16 protein-coding genes and 1 riboswitch are annotated in these 16,297 nt (G+C 65.8%); of the genes, 7 read left to right on the top strand and 9 right to left on the bottom strand.

Annotated features, from left to right (window positions below):
• Positions 1-35: 35 nt before the first annotated feature.
• Positions 36-1,136 carry a 3,4-dihydroxy-2-butanone-4-phosphate synthase gene (gene ribB / locus QP552_RS03080; RefSeq protein ID WP_111111053.1) on the bottom strand — a complete coding sequence of 367 codons (1,101 nt, stop codon included), beginning with the start codon at positions 1,134-1,136 and terminating at the stop codon, positions 36-38.
• Positions 1,133-1,759: a riboflavin synthase gene (locus QP552_RS03075; RefSeq protein ID WP_286074957.1), complete on the bottom strand. Its 627-nt coding sequence runs from the start codon at positions 1,757-1,759 to the stop codon at positions 1,133-1,135. Before QP552_RS03075 ends, ribB begins: the two co-directional genes overlap by 4 nt.
• 74 nt (positions 1,760-1,833) lie before the next feature.
• Positions 1,834-1,979: riboswitch (FMN riboswitch) on the bottom strand.
• A 187-nt stretch (positions 1,980-2,166) separates the two neighbouring features.
• On the opposite strand from QP552_RS03075, the gene QP552_RS03070 reads away from it, so the two are divergent.
• From QP552_RS03070 to QP552_RS03050, 5 genes are all read left to right on the top strand, one after another.
• Positions 2,167-2,787, top strand: coding sequence for a hypothetical protein (locus QP552_RS03070; protein ID WP_286074955.1), 621 nt, complete (start codon positions 2,167-2,169; stop codon positions 2,785-2,787).
• A gap of 153 nt (positions 2,788-2,940) precedes the next feature.
• Positions 2,941-3,825, top strand: coding sequence for a hypothetical protein (locus QP552_RS03065; protein ID WP_111111059.1), 885 nt, complete (start codon positions 2,941-2,943; stop codon positions 3,823-3,825).
• A 128-nt stretch (positions 3,826-3,953) separates the two neighbouring features.
• Positions 3,954-4,865, top strand: a complete 912-nt coding sequence (locus QP552_RS03060; RefSeq protein WP_286074954.1) for a hypothetical protein — start codon at positions 3,954-3,956, stop codon at positions 4,863-4,865.
• A gap of 583 nt (positions 4,866-5,448) precedes the next feature.
• Positions 5,449-6,594: a hypothetical protein gene (locus QP552_RS03055; protein ID WP_286074953.1), complete on the top strand. Its 1,146-nt coding sequence runs from the start codon at positions 5,449-5,451 to the stop codon at positions 6,592-6,594.
• A complete protein-coding gene (locus QP552_RS03050; RefSeq protein ID WP_146260270.1) occupies positions 6,591-7,511 on the top strand; it encodes a hypothetical protein in 921 nt (306 codons plus the stop codon). Before QP552_RS03055 ends, QP552_RS03050 begins: the two co-directional genes overlap by 4 nt.
• A gap of 170 nt (positions 7,512-7,681) precedes the next feature.
• On the opposite strand, the gene ribD is transcribed toward QP552_RS03050, so the two are convergent.
• From ribD to QP552_RS03015, 7 genes are all read right to left on the bottom strand, one after another.
• Entirely contained in the window at positions 7,682-8,767 is a 1,086-nt protein-coding gene (gene ribD, locus QP552_RS03045; protein WP_111111069.1) for a bifunctional diaminohydroxyphosphoribosylaminopyrimidine deaminase/5-amino-6-(5-phosphoribosylamino)uracil reductase RibD, read from the bottom strand.
• 153 nt (positions 8,768-8,920) lie between these two features.
• Entirely contained in the window at positions 8,921-9,442 is a 522-nt protein-coding gene (gene nrdR, locus QP552_RS03040) for a transcriptional regulator NrdR (RefSeq protein WP_004143350.1), read from the bottom strand.
• Positions 9,443-9,581: 139 nt separating this feature from the next.
• Positions 9,582-10,031: a hypothetical protein gene (locus tag QP552_RS03035; protein WP_111113693.1), complete on the bottom strand. Its 450-nt coding sequence runs from the start codon at positions 10,029-10,031 to the stop codon at positions 9,582-9,584.
• Between the two features lie 27 nt (positions 10,032-10,058).
• Complete coding sequence (locus QP552_RS03030) at positions 10,059-10,475, bottom strand: hypothetical protein (RefSeq protein WP_286074952.1); 417 nt, start codon at positions 10,473-10,475, stop codon at positions 10,059-10,061.
• Positions 10,476-10,481: 6 nt separating this feature from the next.
• Entirely contained in the window at positions 10,482-10,955 is a 474-nt protein-coding gene (locus QP552_RS03025; RefSeq protein WP_286074951.1) for a hypothetical protein, read from the bottom strand.
• Positions 10,956-11,021: 66 nt separating this feature from the next.
• A complete protein-coding gene (gene glyA / locus QP552_RS03020) occupies positions 11,022-12,275 on the bottom strand; it encodes a serine hydroxymethyltransferase (RefSeq protein WP_010481990.1) in 1,254 nt (417 codons plus the stop codon).
• A 182-nt stretch (positions 12,276-12,457) separates the two neighbouring features.
• On the bottom strand, positions 12,458-12,946 hold the full coding sequence (locus QP552_RS03015; RefSeq protein WP_286074948.1) for an RcnB family protein: 489 nt from the start codon (positions 12,944-12,946) through the stop codon (positions 12,458-12,460).
• A 253-nt stretch (positions 12,947-13,199) separates the two neighbouring features.
• On the opposite strand from QP552_RS03015, the gene ettA reads away from it, so the two are divergent.
• Positions 13,200-14,864 carry an energy-dependent translational throttle protein EttA gene (gene ettA / locus QP552_RS03010; protein ID WP_005412220.1) on the top strand — a complete coding sequence of 555 codons (1,665 nt, stop codon included), beginning with the start codon at positions 13,200-13,202 and terminating at the stop codon, positions 14,862-14,864.
• A gap of 83 nt (positions 14,865-14,947) precedes the next feature.
• The gene (locus QP552_RS03005) at positions 14,948-16,264 is read left to right on the top strand and encodes an NCS2 family permease (protein ID WP_005408048.1); all 1,317 of its coding nucleotides are present in this window, start codon (positions 14,948-14,950) and stop codon (positions 16,262-16,264) included.
• The last annotated feature ends 33 nt before the right edge of the window (positions 16,265-16,297 follow it).

Raw genomic sequence — 16,297 nt, 5'->3', positions numbered from 1 at the left:
AGCATGGCTCGGCTCTACAAGGGTTCCCCATGGCCTCAGCAGCCCACCGTCTCCACCACTTCCAGGCCGTACCCGGCCAGGCCGATCTGGCGGCGCGGGGTGCCCAGCACGCGCAGCTTGCCCAGGCCCAGGTCGGACAGGATCTGCGCGCCGGCACCGTTGCGGCGCCACTGGCTCACGTCCTTGTCCTTGCCCGGCACCACAGGCGCCGGCTGCTGGCGCAGGCGGGCCAGCAGGGCCTCGCCATCACGCGGGGCCTGCAGCACCACCATCACGCCACTGCCTTCGGCGTCGATGGCACGCAGGGCATCGGTGGCGGCCACGCCGAAATCGTCACGGCGCCAGTGCAGCAGGTCGGCCAGCGGATTTTCCACCTGCACCCGCACCAGCGTGGGGGTGTCGGCATCCGGCGTGCCACGCACCAGGGCGAAATGCAGGTCGTGGGCGATGCGGTCGCGGTAGGTCACCAGCTTGAACGGACCGAATTCGGTGTCGATCTCGCGCTCGTCCACGCGTTCAACGGTCTTTTCGGTGGCCAGGCGGTAGGCGATCAGGTCGGCGATGGAACCCATCTTCAGCCCGTGCTCGCGCGCAAACACTTCCAGCTCCGGGCGGCGCGCCATGCTGCCATCCGGGTTCAGGATCTCCACCAGCACGCCGGCCGGCTCCAGCCCGGCCAGCATGGCCATGTCCACCGCGGCTTCGGTGTGGCCGGCGCGGGTCAGCACGCCGCCCGGCTGGGCAATCAGCGGGAAGATGTGGCCCGGCTGGTGCAGGTCCGACGGCTTGGCGTTGGGCTTCACCGCGGTACGGATGGTATGGGCGCGGTCGTGCGCCGAAATGCCGGTGGTGACGCCCTCGGCGGCCTCGATGCTGACCGTGAAGTTGGTCTGGAACTGCGCGGTATTGGCCTGCACCATCGGCGCCAGGCCCAGATCGGCAGCGCGGGTACGGTTCAGCGGCAGGCACACCAGGCCACGGCCGTGGGTGACCATGAAGTTGATGTCGCTGGCCTTGACCAGCTCGGCGGCCATGATCAGGTCGCCTTCGTTCTCGCGGTCCTCGTCATCGACGATGACCACCATGCGGCCCAGGCGGATGTCTTCCAGGATTTCCGGAATCGGGGCGAAATTCATGCTGCATCTCCGTGCGGGTGCTGACCGTTGGCCGGCACGCTGATCAACCGCTCCACATAGCGGGCGACCAGATCGATTTCAAGATTGACCGCGCTGCCCACGCCGGTGGCGGAGAATGCGGTATTGGCGACAGTGTGCGGAATGAGGGCGACTTCGAAGCCTTCATCGTCCACTTCGTTGACGGTGAGGCTGACGCCGTCCACGCAGACCGAGCCCTTCTTGGCGATATAGCGGCGCAGCGAGGCCGGCGCGGCGAAACGCCAGCGCTGGGCACGCGCGTCTTCGTGGATGGACAGCACCTGGCCCAGGCCATCGACGTGGCCGCTGACCAGATGGCCGCCGAGGCGGTCGGTCGGGCGCATGGCGCGCTCCAGGTTGATGACCGCACCCTCGCCCAGCTGGCCCAGCGTGGTCAGGCCCAGGGTCTCGGTGGAGGCATCGGCCTGGAAGCTGTTGGTGTCGAATGCGATGACGGTGAGGCAGACGCCGTTGATGGCAATGCTCTCGCCCATCTGCACGTTGTCGAACGGCAGATTCCCGACATTGAAGGTGAAGCGGACATCGCCGCCGATGGGGTCGCGTGCAGCCAGACGGCCGACGCCTTCGATGATTCCAGTAAACAAGTAACGTTCTCCGCGGAATGTGAGCGAAAAACGCCGCAAGGCAAACAGGCACGCACAGGGCATACGCCCTGTGGCACCGTCTTCTTTCATCCGGACTATGACCGTCGGCTCCGGCATTGGACCGGATCTGCTGACCCCCGGCCGTGGGCCGGGGCGCTCGCGGGCTCGTGCTTGCGCACCTACCGCCGGTGGGGAATTGCACCCCGCCCTGAAGACGTTTGTGTACCGGCGAACCGGCGTAGCCAGTGTAACAGCCCAGGCTGAACGGGGTCGGATGCCACAGCTGTGACGGCCGTCGCTCGCAATTTGTAAAACTTTCATTAAAATTCTGCCCCGGACGACATGATGTCGCCACGGGCAGCCGCAAGGGCAGGCCCGCCAATGGACTGAAATTCACAGGAATTCCCATGCGCAAGATCCTGATCGTGGCTGCCCTGCTGGCCGCCGCCCCGTTCACCGCGTCGGCCGACGCCCTGAGCTACACCTACGTTGAAGGCGGCTGGACGCAGGTCAAGGTTGACGACAACGCACTGGACGACCCGAAGGTCGACGGCGGCTACCTGCGTGGTTCGGTCGCGCTGGCCGAACAGGTCTACGTGTTCGGCGGCTGGTCGCGTACCAGCAAGACCCGCCATTACGGCGAAGATTCGCTGAAGCTGGAACTGAACCAGCCGGAGCTGGGCATTGGTTACCACATGCCGTGGACCGACCGCGTGGACTTCACCGCCGATGCCGCCTGGGTGCGCCAGAACGCCGAATCGACCCTGCGCTATGACGGCGCGCGTTACCACGGCAAGGACCACACCAATCTGGGCCGCGTCACCATGGGTATCCGCGGCAAGCCGTCGCGCATGACCGAAGCCTGGGCCAAGGCCGGCTACATGGATGGCGGCAACAACTTCAAGGGCACCTGGGTCGGCACCGTCGGCGGCCAGATCAACTTCACCAAGACCTGGGGCCTGGTGGGCGAGATCTCCGGCTACCGCGACGTCACCCAGTACTCGGTTGGCGTGCGCGCCAGCTTCTGATCCAACGATCGCTTCTCGTCGAGCGGTCGAACGGGCCCCGCAAGGGGCCCGTTTTTTTGGCCGGTGTGCAACCGCCATGTGACCGCTGGTCGCCATCGAAAGTACTGCGGGATGCGCTAGGCTTGCGCGCCTCTGGAACAGGAAAACACTGTCATGAAGACCTTCACCCGTACCCTGCTGGCCAGCGCCGTGCTGTGCGCCCCGCTGATGGCCGGCGCTGCATCGGCCCAGCTGACCCCCGAGCAGGCATTTGACCTGTACGCGCGCACCCTGCTGGAAGACGACGCGGCTGCTACCCGCACGCTCAACGATGCGCTGAAACCCGCCTTTGAAGGCCAGGACGCTGTGACCCCGACCCCGGGTGCGCTGGCCAAGGCCCTGGCCGAGCCGTGGCAGACCGTGCTGGCCAGCGCCGGTGACAAGACCGACGCTGCCGCCGCCGAAGCGCTGTACGCCAAGGCCCTGCGCGATTCGAAGTGCCGCGCGACCAAGAGCGTGATCGAAGACAACGAGTACGTTGAAGACCAGAAGCTGGCGCGCATCAGCTTCAGCTGCCAGGTGCCCGACCTGGGCAAGGTGCGCCCGCTGTTTGCTGCCAGCCTGGCCGCCGATGCCAGCCCGGCCTCGCGAAAGCAGTTCACCGATGCCTATACCCAGGCGCTGCGGAGCGGCGCGCGCGTGCCGGTCAGCGGCACCTTCACCCTGTACCCGGCCAAGGACAACGGCTATTGGTACAGCGGCAATTTCGATGACCTGGTGGGCACCGTGGCCGGTGCACTGGCCCCGTTCGAGGACTGGATGCAGGACGTGGAGGCCGCCAGCGCACCGAAGGTGACCGGCGTACCGGGCTGCGACCTGCTGTTGCAGCAGCACCGCGCCTGCGTGGCGAAGATCGCGCCGGAGCAGATCAGCGGCGTGGATGCGATGGCCGAGGAACTGAAGGCCAAGGCACAGGTGCAATCGGCCGAGGAGATGACGCAGGAGTGCAAGGCACTGCGCCCGATCGCCGAGATGATGTGGACCGACGAATGCGCGTGAGAACGCAGGAACTGAGCGCTACGGCATCAGCGGAGTCCGGCGAAACCCAGACCGCACGTTCGGATTAGTTGCATGGACAGGCCATGGGGCGGGGAGCATTCTCTCCGCCCCGTCTCGATGGAATCGCCATGCGCCGTCTTCTCCTCTGCCTGCTTGCCTTGGGCATGCATCTGCCTTCGGCAACCGCCGGCGAGACAGCGCCAGAAGACGCCTTCTCCGGCCACCTGCGGGCAATGCGGGAGAGCAACGACCTCGCACTGCAGATGCTCGGCCAGCAGCGTAAGGACAGCCGGACGGAAACAGCCAATGTTCCTGTCGACGCCCCGCCGATGGCACTGTTGTTGGCAACCTGGTCGAGAGACATCAAGCGCCATGCCGATCCGGTTGATGGCGTGGACTCGCCGCATCTTGCCTGGGCGCTGCAGGTTCTGGCGAACAGCCGATGCCAGCCAGATCGGAGTGAGGTGTGGCACAGCCTGACCGAAGACATGCGGGTTGCCGACGTGTACTTCACCTGCCGCGTAGGCGATGTCGAGCGTCTTCGGCATCTGTCCGAGGCCACCGTCTTCGATGACAGCGAGCAGAGCGATCAACGTTTCTGGAAAGCCTACCTCTCGGTGCTCCGCGATGGCCCCTTCCACGAGATCAGCGGCACCACCCGTCTGGTATCGACCGCTCGGGAGCCCGATTGGCACAGCGAAGAATCGAAACATCCGAACGATGATTTCTCACACATCCGCGTCGAAACTGACGTCTACGGTGTCCTGATCGAAGCGCTTATCGCGCATCCGCGGCGACTGTATCGCACTGCTACCGATGACGCCGTTGCGCAGATGACCGGCATCATGGAATGCGACGATCTTGTGCAGCAGCATCGTCACTGCATGGCACGCATTGCGCCGCAGGAGCTGGGTGGCGCACGTGACCTTGCCAGAACCGTGAGCAGATTGAGCAGGGAAATTCCGGAGGAAGCACTTGTGAAAGAGTGTGCGGTTCTCCGCTCAAGGGCCAAAGCCCTGTGGAATGATCAATGCGAGTAATGGCGACGACCTGCGGAAATCGCCCGGCTTCACCTCGCCAAGCAAGGGCACGTCCGGATGGATCGACAGGTGCTGCCGCCAGGCTGTCCGGCGACACCTCGCTGCCGTCGCTCTTCCCCGTCATCGTCCGGTTGCTCGCCGGACTTCGGGCAATTCTGCCGGTACTCATAGCGATGCGGCGGCCTCCCGGGTACCAGGACACATGAGACGGGCCTGCCGGTGATCATGCCCGGCGCCGGCGGCTTCCACCAGCGATAGCCTTCTTCCTCCCTCTCCTTCCAGACCTTCAAGCGCACGCCTGTGGTGCGCACTGACACGCCCCCTCCAAACCGGCGGTGTAGCCGCGAAGAGCGTCGGCCCTGCAGCTCAGCACATCGTCCAGCCCATTGGCGATATCGAGGTCTGCCGCGAAGGCTACATCCGGATCATCACCTCGACCGCACAGCTGTTCCTCCCGTGTGTCGAGGCTCCCGCGCGGCCTGTCAGGCCGGCGTGCGGATAGATGGATGTCCGCGAGGCAACCTCAGCACCCAGCGTCTGCAGTTCGAGCTGCCGTGTCCTCTCGTCCAGCAAAGGATCACCGATGATCGCCATCGCTGCGCCAGCCAGAATGCGCGGCGACGCGCTGGGTCGAATGACCAGAAGCTGCAATGAAGGCCGGCAACGAAGGACTGGCCTGATCGACAGCCCGCAATGGAAAGCCGTCCGCAGCGGCTCTGACATGTCTTGCAATGGACAGCCCAACTGTGTGCGCGTTGTTGCTCGAGCGCAACGGGCACAGAAAATCAAACTCACCGCTCCCGTGCACCTGGGGCCACTGGCCTGCAATTTCGGATTTCTTGCATGGACCCGGGGTCCACGTACAAGGATCCTCGCGTTCCATTTCACGCGATGCGGCCGTGCCATGCTGAAACCGATCATCACCGGATTGCTCGGCACGTCGCTGTCCGCGACCGACGTGCCCATGGGCGAGCTCTCGCTGGAAGAAACCTTTGACGCGTACGTGCTCGTGGTCACCCAGGATGACGAGCGAGCCAGAACCGCACTGAGGAAAAGTCTGCAGACAGCCAATCAACATGCGTTCCCCGGAATCGGAGATGCCGTAGACGTGCTCTACATCCATCAATGGCCTGCGCTGGAAAGCAATGACCCGATCGTCATGGCTGTCAAAGCCAGGTGGCACTCCATCCGTTGCAAGGAGGTCGAGCGCGCCGATAGCGGCTCTCCCGATCGTGTGACGATCCGCTACCACTGCGGGGTTCCAGACGTCTCCAGCTTCTTCGCGACCTATCGCGAGCATCGCGAACAATTCGTGGCCGTGGATGCAGTAGCGTCCATCCAACCCGCGAAAATGGCATTTGCCCAAGTGCTGATCCAAGCTCCCAACAGCACGTTCGCCACCACGGCGGAGTTCTTCCGTGCTGGCGAAGGCGGTCCCTGGGTCAGTATCGACATGATGTTCCTCGGGCTGGCGCTGCTTCAGAAGATGCTGCCGTTCCGGGAATGGAATGAGCGCATCGAGGCAGAGTCCATCACTGCCCGTACGGGCATTCCTGCGTGTGACCTGCTGCTTGACGCACGACTGAAAGCCGCACGGATTCACGAACCCGTCGATCCCTCATCAGACGACGCGACCTTTCAGAATGTCCTGGAAGAGACGGTCAGCGGGATGGGACCCGACGAGGCTCGCTCGCACTGCCGTGCACTCCAGGAACACCATCGACCATGAGTCCACCCGTGAAAATGATGCGGCTGCTCGTACTGACCTGCGCGCCACTCTCTGCCCTGGCCTCGCCCGATGCGTCCACGCGGCGTGCGCATGCGCTGCCGTCGGGCGAGATCACCGCAGGTATTGACGCCAATTTCCGGCTTTATCTTTCGCTTCTGCTCGCTGCCGACCCGGTTGCCCGCCGCACCCTCGACGCGCAGTGGAAGGGTACGTTCCAGCCCCCAGGCTATCTCGATCGGCTGCAGGAAGTGCGAGCGCGCATTGGCGATGACGAGGCCGCCGAACGCTTCCTGGTGCCTGCTGGCTTTGAATCACCCGGCATCGGCGCTGCATCGCTGGACAGGCTGGGCCGCGTGACCTGTACCGCGCTCTCCACCCGCGCCGGCCCCACCGCCAATACAGCGACGTTGTCCTATCGCTGCTCTGTTCCCGACCTGACTCCACTGTACGCCAGGTACCGGGAGGCAACAAAGGCAGGTTCCAGGGCTGCGGCTCCCGCCGAGATGGCCGACATCTTCCGTCGCCAGGTCAGGATACTGAGGGGATCAGGATCGCGCAGCATTTCCGGGGATCTGGAGTTCTTCCGACATGGCCAGGGCGCGTGGCTCAGCGGCAGTGCCAACAGCCTGGAAGCGAAGCTGCTCGACGCCTTCATTCCCTACCACGGCTGGGACCGGCGCATGCTGGAGGAGGAAGCGCCCACGCTCACAGGATCGGTTGCATGTGACTGGCCGCTGCATCGGCTCCGCAACTGCGTGAGCCAGCAGGCACCGCATCGCATCGGTCATTTCAATGCCCTCCAGGCCGAAATACTGGATGCGGCGAAAGGCATGGATGAGCACCAGCTATTGACCTACTGCAACAACCAGGTATCGCCCTATCTTCATTTCGAATACAGCGGCCTGACATGCCCATGAAACAGGGCCCGGCAAGGTGCACGTGCGGTCAGGGCTGATGAACTACGCGTACGGCAAATGCCTGGGAGGCCATTGGAGACCTGTGAGCCTTGCAACATGCGCAGCGATCATTCGCCCCGCCAACCTTGATGCCACATCCAGCGGGTACGACGCGACATTATCGGCTTGCGTTACGGCCGCAGCAGCAGACGCATGTCCTCACCCACCTGGCGTTGATCCACCACGCGCAGCCGGTGCTGCTGGTCCATCGCCTCGATGCCGAGGCCAGCCAGCAGCGGGCGGCCGGTATCGCCCAGCAGCGTCGGCGCCTGGTAGAGCAACAACTCATCCACCCAGCCGCCGCGCAACAGTGCACCGGCCAGGGTGGCTCCGGCCTCGGTATGCACTTCGTTGATGCCACGCTCGGCCAGCAGGACCAGCACCGCACCAAGGTCCAAACTGCCACCGCTGCCCGGCACGCTGGCAAATTCGGCGTCGGCCGCATCCGGTGCGCTTACTGCTGCGTCATGCAGGTACAACGTCGGCGCCCCACCCTCGCGCACACGGCTGCATTCCAGCGAACGCAGGCGCGAATCCAGCACCACGCGCAGCGGCGGCATCACGTCGGTATCGGCCAGGCGTACGGTCAGCATCGGGTCGTCGGCCAGCACGGTGTCGGCGCCGGTCAGGATCGCGCCGGCGCGAGCACGCCAGTGCTGCACATCCTCGCGCGCGGCCGGGCCGGTAATCCACTTGGAGCTGCCGTCGGCCATCGCGGTGCGGCCATCCAGGCTGGCGGCCAGCTTCACCCGCAGCCACGGGCGGTTGCGCTCCACGCGCGACAGATAACCCTTGTTGAGCTCCCGCGCCTGCGCAGCCATCAGCCCTTCGTCGACATCGATGCCGGCGTTGCGCAGCAGATCGAAGCCACCGCCATCGACCTTCGGGAACGGATCGCGCATCGCCGCAACCACGCGCGACACGCCCGCTTCGATCAGCGCCAGCGCGCAGGGCGGCGTGCGCCCATAGTGCGCGCAGGGTTCCAGGGTGACGTAGGCGGTGGCACCGCGTGCTTCGCTGCCGGCCTCGCGCAGGGCGAACACTTCGGCATGCGGGCCGCCGGCGCGCTGGTGCCAGCCCTGCCCGACCACGCGTTCGCCATGGGCGATCACGCAGCCGACCATCGGATTGGGGCGGGTGGTGTAGGCGGCACGCTCGGCCAGGCGCAGTGCGTTGGCCATGTGCAGGTGGTCGAGGACAGAGAACGGGGTGCTCATGCCGCCATGGTAACGCCGCCGGCGGGGATGCACGCCATGCGTGGATGGGTGTCTCCGCGCCAACCAAGGTTGGCACCCACCAGAGCAAAGTAGATCCACGCCACGCGTGGATGGGTGTCTCAGCGCCAACCAAGGTTGGCAACTATCGGGGCGTCAGCCCTTCTTCTTCTTGGTCAGGGCAATCACGTCGCCCAGCAGCTGCAGCTGTTCGGTACTGGACGGCAGATCACGTTCCAGCTTCTCGATCTCCTCGCGGAAATCGGCCACGTCCTCGAAGCTGCGGTACACCGATGCGAAGCGCACATAGCCCACATGATCGAGCTTGCGCAGTTCGTTCATCACGAACTCGCCGACCTTGATCGAAGGCACTTCGCGCTCGCCGCTGATGCGCAACTGGTGAACCACCGCGCGCACCGCCGCCTCGATCTTGTCTTCGGCCACGGCACGCTTCTGCAGCGCGCGGTCGAAGCCGGCGCGGACCTTGCGCTGGTCAAACGCTTCGCGGGTGCCATCGCTCTTGACGATGGCCGGCAGCTTCAGTTCAACCGTTTCCATGGTGCTGAAGCGCTCGCCACAGGCCTCGCACTCACGCCGACGACGGATCGTCGCGCCGTCTTCAGAGACGCGCGAGTCGATGACCCGGGTATCGGCATGTTGGCAGAAGGGGCAATGCATGGAACGCCTGGCTCAGGGGGCAACCTAGATGCCACGGTCATGGCAGCGTCGCAAAGGTACCTGAGAAGGCGTTCAGCAGCAAATGCTGTCTGCGCAGAAGTGCCTGCGCAGCGCGCCCAGCGCGCGCGTGGCGGGAGGCTCAGCCCGCCTTGCCGACATCAGGGGCAGACCGTCCCCAGCGCAGCCACGCCAGGTGCCCCGCCATCACCAGCAACGGCGGGCCAAGCCCGAAGAAGGCCAGCGTCGTTATCTCACCATGCTTGAAGGTGAAATACAGCGTGGCGGCGACCACGCCCAGCGCGGCGAGGGTCCCCAGCACCAGCCCCACCCATGCAACGACCGGAGAGTGGCGAAGGCCATCGCGGCCGCGCCACAGGAAGAGCCCGGTCAGCCACATCCAGGACAACAGACCGAGAAGCCCGGCCAGCGACCACAGCACGATCACCGTGGGCTCGTTGCCGGACAGGTACTTGCCATCCATTACGAAAATCAGGCCCAGCACCGCCACGGTGCCGCCCGCCGCCGCGGTGGGCAGGCCCACCAGCAGACCCGCTATCCCCATCCATCGTTTGTGCTGCTGCTCATCCATGCGTTCCATTCCCTTTGATTGGCCGCGTCAGGCGCGGCGTTTGAGCCACACCAGCATGGCAGCCGGTACCAGCATCGACGGTCCCAGAAGCAATAGTTCCAACGCGGTGCCCCCCTGCTGGAAGCCGAACCATGCGGTCATCCAGAGAACCGGCAGCGCGGCCAGCCCACCGGCCAGCAGCAGCCACCACCAGATCGCGCGCACCTGCAGGCCGGCCCGGCCCTGCAGCAGGTAGCCGGCGCTGAGCCACAGCCAGGCCAGGCAACCCGCCACGCCGGCCAGGCCCCACAGCAGTGGCACCAGATCGGGGGAGCGGTTGCCGCCGAAGGATTGCAGGCCAACAACCAGGAACATCACCGCGACCGCGCCGCCCATCGCCAGGCTGGGCAGGCCGAGCAGTACCGCCAACGCGGCATACAGGTATTTGAGGCGGCGCTCATCCATGCGCGATTACTCCGATACCCGTGCTCGCACGGGCGGCACATCCACGGCATCGGCACGCGCACGCAGGAGCATCAGCATGCCTGTGGGCACCAGCAGCGACGGCCCAGCGAAGAGACCGCTCACCACCGCCGGGCCCAGCCCGGAGAAGGTATATATCGCCAATCCCAGCAACGGCAGGCCCGCCAGCACGCCGATGCCCAACAACCACCACCAGCGTGGCGAGGCGGTGCGCAGGCCCTGCAGTCCATCACGCAACCAGATGACGCTGAGCGCGACCCAGGCCACCAGGCCGGCAAGTGCGGCCGTTCCCCAGACACACATGACGGCAGCGAACCACAGCTTGTCAGCATCCAGCGAGACCAGGCCGATCACCCCCATGACCAGGGCGATGCAGGCGCCGACACCGCCCATGAAAAGACTGGGCAGGCCGAACAGCGCGGCCAGCACCACGTACAGATACTTGAGGCGGCGCTCATCCATGCGCGGTTGCTCCAATACCGGGGTCGGTTCCCCTCCCTGCGGGAAGGGAACCGACCCCTGTTTCGATCAGCCGTAGACGGGGTACTTGCGGCACTGCGCGCTGACGGCGTCGCGCACGCGGGCGATGACGGCGTCGTCGTTCGGCGCGTCCAGCACGTCGGCGATCCAGTTGGCCAGGTCCACGCAGTCCTGTTCCACGTAGCCGCGGGTGGTCACCGCCGGGGTGCCCAGGCGCAGGCCCGAAGTGACGAACGGCGAACGCGGGTCGTTCGGCACCGAGTTCTTGTTGACGGTGATGTGCGCCTTGCCCAGTGCAGCTTCCGCATCCTTGCCGGACACGTCCTTGCCGATCATGTCCACCAGCATGAGGTGGTTCTGGGTGCCGCCGGAGACGATTTTGTAGCCGCGCGCGATCAGCGTGTTGGCCATCGCCTGGGCGTTCTTCACCACCTGCTGCTGGTAGGCCTTGAAGCCCGGTTCCAGCGCTTCCTTGAAGGCCACGGCCTTGCCGGCGATGACGTGCATCAGCGGACCGCCCTGGATGCCCGGGAACACGATCGACTGCAGCTTCTTGACCAGGTCCTCATCGGCGCCCTTGGCGACGATGATGCCGCCGCGCGGGCCACGCAGGGTCTTGTGGGTGGTGGAGGTCACCACGTGGGCGTGTTCCAGCGGGCTCGGGTAGACGCCGGCGGCGACCAGACCGGCCACGTGTGCCATGTCAACGAACAGGTAGGCACCGACCTTGTCGGCGATGGCGCGGAAGCGCGCCCAGTCGATCACCTGCGAGTACGCCGAGAAACCGGCCACAACCATCTTCGGCTTGTGCTCCAGGGCCAGGCGCTCGACTTCGTCGTAATCGATCAGGCCCTGATCGTTCACGCCGTACTGCACGGCGTTGAACAGCTTGCCCGAGGCATTCACCTTGGCGCCGTGGGTGAGGTGGCCGCCGTGGGCGAGGCTCATGCCGAGGATGGTGTCACCCGGCTGCAGCAGCGCGAAGTACACCGCCTGGTTGGCCTGCGAACCGCTGTGCGGCTGCACGTTGGCGTAGTCGGCACCGAACAGCTGCTTCAGGCGGTCGATGGCCAGCTGCTCGGCGATGTCCACGTATTCGCAGCCACCGTAGTAGCGCTTGCCCGGGTAGCCTTCGGCGTACTTGTTGGTCAGCTGGCTGCCCTGGGCTTCCATCACCGCCGGGCTGGTGTAGTTCTCGCTGGCGATCAGCTCGACGTGGTCTTCCTGGCGCTGGGTTTCAGCGGCGATGGCCTTGGCCAGTTCGGGATCGTAGGATTCGATGCGGACGTCACGCGGGAACATCGGGTACTCCAGCAGGCAGGGAAAAGGGGTACGGCTCAGCCCTTGATTGTAGCCCCGCGCCGCTGGGGCCGAAACGGACGGGGCCGGCATCCCCGAAGGAATCCGGCCCCGTATGGTTTCGATTGATGGTGTGGGGTCAGAGCCCTTTCCGTTGGAAAGGGATCCGACCCCGGCCGCGATCCTCAGCGCCCGCTGAGCACGTACTGGGCGATCACGCCGGTGGCGATGGCCACCAGCAGCATGTTGCCGTGGTCGTCGCGGATCCAGTGATGCCCATACGGCGGGCGGCGCAGGTGGTAGCGCGGGTAGTCGTTCACCACGTAGACCGGGCCACGGTAGTAGTCGCGGTAGGGGGAACCGACCCGCCAGCCGTAGCCGCCATAGCGCGGCGGCGGCGGTGCCGGGCGGTACACCACGCGCGGCGGCGCCGGGCGGTAGTAGCGGTCATGGTCGCGGTGCCACTCGCGGCGATCCTGGCGGTAGTCGCGCCGCGCCTCGCGGCGGTCGCGCTCCCAGTCACGGCGGTCCTGGCGCCACTCACGGCGATCCTCCCGCCACTCGCGGCGGTCATGGTCGCGACCGCGGTGGTCGTTGTCGGCGAAGGCCGGGGCCACGGCGCCGAAGGCCAGCACAGAGGCCACGGCACTGGCCATTACTCGATTGATGCGCATGTCTGACCTCTGCTTGGGTGGGTGGTGAGCCCATATTGCGCATACGATCTGAACCGTTTCCGGCTGGAAACGCTTCCCGCTGAAGGACTGTGACGAAGTATTCAGGCCACGGCCAGCCCGGGGGCCTCTCCCGGGCGCGGCCCGGAACCGGTTCCGGCTATAATTGGCGGTATTCCTTTTCAGTCTGTGCCCGCTGCCGCAACGGGATGTTCCCGTGACGGGTCGGGCGCAGGGCCGCGCCTACGGAGACCACATGTCCTCGCAATACATCTACACCATGAACCGCGTGTCCAAGGTGGTCCCGCCCAAGCGGCAGATCATCAAGGACATCTCGCTGTCCTTCTTCCCGGGCGCGAAGATCGGCCTGCTGGGCCTGAACGGCGCCGGCAAGTCCACCGTGCTGAAGATCATGGCCGGCGTGGACACCGATTTCGAGGGCGAAGCCCGCCCGCAGCCGGGCATCAAGGTCGGCTACCTGGCGCAGGAACCGGAGCTGGACCCGACCAAGACCGTGCGTGAAGCGGTCGAGGAAGGCGTGGGCGAAGTGCTGCAGGCACAGGCCGCGCTGGACGCGGTGTACCTGGCCTACGCCGAGGAAGGCGCCGACTTCGACGCGCTGGCCAAGGAACAGGAGCGCCTGGAGGCGATCCTCGCCGCCGGCGATGCACACACGCTGGAAAACCAGCTGGACGTGGCCGCCGATGCGCTGCGCCTGCCGCCGTGGGATGCCGTGGTCGGCAAGCTGTCCGGCGGTGAAAAGCGCCGCGTGGCCCTGTGCCGCCTGCTGCTGCAGAAGCCGGACATGCTGCTGCTCGACGAACCGACCAACCACCTCGACGCCGAGTCGGTGGAATGGCTGGAGCAGTTCCTGGCGCGCTACACCGGCACCGTGGTGGCCGTTACCCACGATCGCTACTTCCTGGACAACGCCGCCGAGTGGATCCTGGAACTGGACCGCGGCCGCGGCATTCCGTGGAAGGGCAACTACACCGACTGGCTGACCCAGAAGGACGAGCGCCTGAAGCAGGAAGACAACCAGGAAAAGGCTCGCCAGAAGGCGATCCAGAAGGAACTGGAGTGGTCGCGCCAGAACGCCAAGGGCGGCCGCACCAAGGGCAAGGCCCGCCTGGCCCGCCTGGAAGAGCTGCAGTCGGTCGATTACCAGAAGCGCAACGAGACCAATGAAATCTTCATCCCGCCGGGCGAGCGCCTGGGCAATGCGGTGATGGAGTTCAAGAACGTCTCCAAGAAGTTCGGCGACCGCCTGCTGTTCGACAACCTGAGCTTCCTGGTGCCGGCCGGCGCCATCGTCGGCATCATCGGCCCGAACGGTGCCGGTAAGTCGACCCTGTTCAAGATGATCACCGGCCAGGAAAAGCCGGACACCGGCGAGATCGTGGTCGGCCCGACCGTGAAGCTGTCCTACGTGGACCAGAGCCGCGACGCGCTGGAAGGCAACCACAACGTCTTCCAGGAAATCGCTGGCGGCCTGGACATCCTCAACATCAACGGCATCGAGATCCAGTCGCGCGCCTACATCGGCCGCTTCAACTTCAAGGGCCAGGACCAGCAGAAGATGGTCGGTTCGCTGTCCGGTGGTGAGCGTGGCCGCCTGCACATGGCCAAGACCCTGCTGCAGGGTGGCAACGTGCTGCTGCTCGACGAACCGTCCAACGACCTGGACATCGAAACCCTGCGTGCGCTGGAAGATGCGCTGCTGGAGTTCCCGGGCAACACCTTCGTCATTTCGCATGACCGCTGGTTCCTGGATCGCATCGCGACCCACATCCTGGCGTTCGAAGGCGACTCGCACGTGGAGTTCTTCCAGGGCAACTACCGCGAGTACGAAGAAGACAAGCGCCGCCGCATGGGCGACGACGCGGCGCCGAAGCGCCTGCGCTTCAAGGCGCTGAAGTAAGGCAACCGGAAAGGCCGCGCTCGCGCGGCCTTTCTCCTTTTGTGGGTCGCCCGCTTGCTGGCGACGCCTTCGCGAGATTCCCCATGTCCCTGTTCGAACGCCTGTTCCAGCTGCAGCAGCACGGCACCACCGTGCGCACCGAGCTGCTGGCCGGTGTCACCACCTTCCTGACGATGTCCTACATCGTCTTCGTGAACCCCGAGATCCTCGGCACCACCGGCATGGATGCCGGCGCGGTGTTCGTGGCCACCTGCCTGGCCGCCGCGCTGGGTTCTGCGGTGATGGCGCTGGCCGCCAACTTCCCGGTCGGCATGGCACCGGGCATGGGCCTGAACGCGTTCTTCGCCTTCACCGTGGTCGGCGCTGCGGGCCTGCCGTGGCAGCAGGCGCTCGGTGCGGTGTTCATCTCCGGCCTGGTGTTCCTGGTGCTGTCGCTGACCGGCGTGCGCGCATGGCTGGTGTCGGGCATTCCTTCGTCGCTGCGCTCAGCCATCGTGGCCGGTATCGGTTTGTTCCTGGCGATCATCGCGCTGCAGAAATCCGGCGTCATCGTCGGCAACGAAGACACGCTGGTGGCGCTGGGCCCGCTGAACACCGCGCCGCCGCTGCTGGCGCTGGCCGGTTTCCTGCTGATCGCGGTGCTGGAAGCGCGGCGCATCCGTGGTGCGATCCTGATCGGCATCCTGGCCGTGACCGGCGCGGGCTGGGCGCTGGGCGACGTGCAGTACCAGGGCCTGGTTTCGCTGCCGCCGAGCCTGGCCCCGACCTTCCTGCAGCTGGACCTGCCAGGCCTGCTGCACCACGACGGCGGCGCGCCGATCGCCGTGCTGCTGCAGGTGGTGCTGGTGTTCGTGCTGGTGGAAGTGTTCGATGCCACCGGCACGCTTTATGGCGTGGTCGGCCGCGCCGGCCTGCTGAAACTGCCGGGCGCGCAGAAGCGTTTCGGCCGCGCGCTGCTGGCCGACAGCACCGCCATTGTTGCAGGCTCGATGCTGGGCACCAGCAGCACCACCGCCTTCGCTGAAAGCGCCTCCGGCGTGCAGGTGGGCGGCCGTACCGGCCTGACCGCATTGGTGGTGTCGGCCCTGTTCCTGGCCGCACTGCTGTTCTCGCCGCTGGCAGCGATGGTGCCCAGCTATGCCACCGCGCCGGCGCTGCTGTTCGTGGCCGGCCTGATGCTGCGCGAACTGGTGGAAGTGGACTGGAGCGACCTGACCGAATCGGTGCCGGCAGCGCTGTGTGCGCTGGCGATGCCGTTCACCTACTCGATTGCCAACGGCCTGGCGTTCGGCTTCATCGCCTATGCCGCGCTGAAGGCCGGTACCGGGCGCTGGCGCGAAGTGCATCCGGCGGTGTGGCTGGTGGCGGTGCTGTTCACCCTGCGCTACGCGCTGGAATGACGCCTGGCTGAGGGTCGGAGCCCATTGCCGTGC

This window comes from Stenotrophomonas sp. 59, assembly GCF_030291095.1.
In the GTDB taxonomy this organism is placed as follows: Bacteria; Pseudomonadota; Gammaproteobacteria; order Xanthomonadales; family Xanthomonadaceae; genus Stenotrophomonas; species Stenotrophomonas maltophilia_Q.
Note: the sequence above shows the minus strand (reverse complement) of the source record. Positions and strands in the feature narration are given on the sequence as shown.

Bases quoted from the DNA above. Each gene is read 5' to 3' on its own strand.
- QP552_RS03030 (WP_286074952.1), bottom strand. From the start codon at position 10,475: ATGGATGAGCGCCGCCTCAAATACCTGTATGCCGCGTTGGCGGTACTG.
- glyA (WP_010481990.1), bottom strand. From the start codon at position 12,275: ATGTTCCCGCGTGACGTCCGCATCGAATCCTACGATCCCGAACTGGCC.
- nrdR (WP_004143350.1), bottom strand. From the start codon at position 9,442: ATGCATTGCCCCTTCTGCCAACATGCCGATACCCGGGTCATCGACTCG.
- QP552_RS03055 (WP_286074953.1), top strand. From the start codon at position 5,449: ATGATCGCCATCGCTGCGCCAGCCAGAATGCGCGGCGACGCGCTGGGT.
- ribD (WP_111111069.1), bottom strand. From the start codon at position 8,767: ATGAGCACCCCGTTCTCTGTCCTCGACCACCTGCACATGGCCAACGCA.
- QP552_RS03035 (WP_111113693.1), bottom strand. From the start codon at position 10,031: ATGGATGAGCAGCAGCACAAACGATGGATGGGGATAGCGGGTCTGCTG.
- QP552_RS03025 (WP_286074951.1), bottom strand. From the start codon at position 10,955: ATGGATGAGCGCCGCCTCAAGTATCTGTACGTGGTGCTGGCCGCGCTG.
- QP552_RS03015 (WP_286074948.1), bottom strand. From the start codon at position 12,946: ATGCGCATCAATCGAGTAATGGCCAGTGCCGTGGCCTCTGTGCTGGCC.
- ettA (WP_005412220.1), top strand. From the start codon at position 13,200: ATGTCCTCGCAATACATCTACACCATGAACCGCGTGTCCAAGGTGGTC.
- QP552_RS03060 (WP_286074954.1), top strand. From the start codon at position 3,954: ATGCGCCGTCTTCTCCTCTGCCTGCTTGCCTTGGGCATGCATCTGCCT.
- QP552_RS03065 (WP_111111059.1), top strand. From the start codon at position 2,941: ATGAAGACCTTCACCCGTACCCTGCTGGCCAGCGCCGTGCTGTGCGCC.
- QP552_RS03070 (WP_286074955.1), top strand. From the start codon at position 2,167: ATGCGCAAGATCCTGATCGTGGCTGCCCTGCTGGCCGCCGCCCCGTTC.
- QP552_RS03005 (WP_005408048.1), top strand. From the start codon at position 14,948: ATGTCCCTGTTCGAACGCCTGTTCCAGCTGCAGCAGCACGGCACCACC.
- QP552_RS03050 (WP_146260270.1), top strand. From the start codon at position 6,591: ATGAGTCCACCCGTGAAAATGATGCGGCTGCTCGTACTGACCTGCGCG.
- ribB (WP_111111053.1), bottom strand. From the start codon at position 1,136: ATGAATTTCGCCCCGATTCCGGAAATCCTGGAAGACATCCGCCTGGGC.